The sequence below is a fragment of the bacterium genome (genome assembly GCA_029210545.1).
Taxonomy (GTDB): Bacteria; BMS3Abin14; BMS3Abin14; order BMS3Abin14; family BMS3Abin14; genus JARGFV01.
The window spans coordinates 1-2,372 of record JARGFV010000188.1; the positions used below are offsets into that span (position 1 = coordinate 1).

Here is a 2,372-nt window from a genome sequence, read left to right on the forward strand (position 1 = left end):
TTGCTGCAGTTTGGAGAAGGTTTCTGAACCTCAGGATTCCAATATGGTTACGGACGGTTTTTTCGACGGATCCTCGTTCAAAAAAATTTGCTTCCGGATTCTACCCTGTGTTAAACAAGCACTGTTAAACAGGGTTGAATCCAGAAGGAAAGGAGGGGGGAATGCTGGAATCCTGGTTCAAGCTTTCCGAGCGCAGTACCGATTTACGCACAGAGGTCATTGCCGGCCTCACAACCTTTCTCACCGCGGCTTACATCGTCTTCGTGAACCCCGGTATCCTGTCGGCCGCCGGGATGGACAAGGGAGCCCTCATCACGGTCACCTGCCTGGTAGCGGGGCTGTCTTCCATCCTCATGGGCGTCTGGGCCAACGCTCCCATCATGATGGCTCCGGGAATGGGGCTGAATGCCTTCTTCGCCTTCAGCCTGGTCATCGGGGCCGGGGTGCCGTGGCAGGAGGCCCTCGGGGTGGTCTTCATCTCGGGTGTCATCTTCCTCATCCTCACATTCATCGGTGTCCGGGAGAGGGTCGTCAAGGCGATCCCGCCCTCCCTCAGGATCGCCACCTCAGTGGGTATCGGCCTGTTCATCGCCTTCATCGGCATGCAGGGCCTGGGCCTCATCGTGAACAGCGACGCCGTTTTGGTGGGCCTGGGTGACGTCAAGAGCAAAACGGTGCTCCTCGGTCTTCTCGGGATATTGCTCATCATCGTCCTGGAGATCCGCAAGATCAAGGGGTCGATCCTCATCGGGATCCTGGCAACGGCCCTCGTGGGGATGATCTTCAAGGTTTCCCCCTTCCCGGGAGGTTTCGTTTCCATGCCGCCGAGCATGGCCCCGGTAGCGTTCAAGCTGGACATCCTCGGAGCCCTCAAGGTCTCCCTGTGGGCCAGTATCTTCTCCTTCATGTTCGTGGACCTTTTCGACAGCCTCGGGACCCTGCTGGCTGTTTGCCGTGAGGCGGGCCTGGAAAAGGACGGGGACATCAAGGGTCTCCCGAAGATGCTGTCGGCTGACGCCGTGGCCACGGTGTTCGGCTCCATCCTCGGCACCAGCACCACAACCTCCTACATCGAGTCGGCCTCCGGTGTGGCCGTGGGCGGCAGAACGGGTATCACCGCCATCACCACCGGGATCCTGTTTCTTCTCGCCGCGTTCTTTACCCCGGTGATCGGTTCGGTCCAGGCTTACGCGACGGCCCCGGCCCTCATCATCGTGGGTATCTTCATGATGCGGGGGATCGGCCAGATCAACTTTTACGATTTCGAGGAAGGGGTTCCGGCCTTCCTGACCCTCGTCCTCATGCCCCTGACCTACTCCATCGCCCAGGGGCTGGTCTTCGGGTTTATCTCCTACACCCTCATCAAGGTTCTCATAGGCAAGGTCAGGGAAGTCGATCCCGTTCTCATGATCATCGCCGCCCTTTGTGTGGTGAGCCTGCTAATTTAAAAATTAACCGGGAGAGGTTCCTCCAGGTTAATTTTTAAATGCGGAAAAGAAACAGAACAGCTTGAGTTTCACCCCTGAAATGTGCTGGCGGGGAAATGAGAGAGAGGGAGATTGTTCACACAATTTAAAATCGGCTCATAAAAAAAAGGGTCCCCTGAGGGACCCTTTTTATCAGGTGAGCCAATTTTAAATTTAAAATTCGTAGCCCATCATGAGAGCTATATTCAGGGTAGCGCCATCGGTGTTGCTTGTATCGCTCTTCCAGTAGGCGCTCTTTATCTGCAGCCTGCCGAACCAGTCGTCGGTGGCGTACTCCTGGAAACCGAACCCGATATAGCCGCCGGTGGCGGTGTCCCACTCGAGAGGTCCGATCTCCAGGTCGTAGGAGCCGACGCCGAAGAACAGATCGGGGCGGATCTTGGAACCGTCCTTGCCGAAAAGGATGCGCGGGCCGCCTTCCAGCCAAGTGTAGATGACTTCGTTACCGTTGTCATCGTCGACCTTTCGCTGTCCGGCGTTAAAATCCAGGGCGACGCCAAGGATCTCGGGGAACATGAGGTTGATGTTGATGCCGGGGCCAGAGGGGATGTCGTACCATTTCCCGAGGTCACCCCCGAAGCTCACCGTCTGGACACCTGCAGAGATGCTTGGACCAGCGTGGGCGGTGACGGATACGAGGACAAGGACAATAGCCAGTAAAACCATGAATCGGCGCATAGGATACTCCCCCACAGAAAAAGGTTCTGTTTCCTTCAGTTCATATTCCAGGGATTCTAACAAACATGACGGTTGGAGAAAACCATAATATTCACCCGAAATCCGACTGGGACATTTCTTTTCATAAGATCAAACATGATAGAGTCGCAAAAAGTCCAATCCGGGACTTTTCGCTCCACGGAAAGGGAAAAGCGTCGTTTTCCCTTT

General features: G+C 55.7%; 2 protein-coding genes. One reads left to right on the plus strand and one right to left on the minus strand.

What is annotated here, in order from left to right; translation table 11 throughout:
* Positions 1 to 161 precede the first annotated feature (161 nt).
* Positions 162 to 1,448 carry an NCS2 family permease gene (locus P1S46_12150; protein ID MDF1537222.1) on the plus strand — a complete coding sequence of 429 codons (1,287 nt, stop codon included), beginning with the start codon at positions 162 to 164 and terminating at the stop codon, positions 1,446 to 1,448.
* 192 nt (positions 1,449 to 1,640) lie between these two features.
* On the opposite strand, the gene P1S46_12155 is transcribed toward P1S46_12150, so the two are convergent.
* Positions 1,641 to 2,165 carry an outer membrane beta-barrel protein gene (locus P1S46_12155; GenBank protein ID MDF1537223.1) on the minus strand — a complete coding sequence of 175 codons (525 nt, stop codon included), beginning with the start codon at positions 2,163 to 2,165 and terminating at the stop codon, positions 1,641 to 1,643.
* Positions 2,166 to 2,372: the final 207 nt, after the last annotated feature.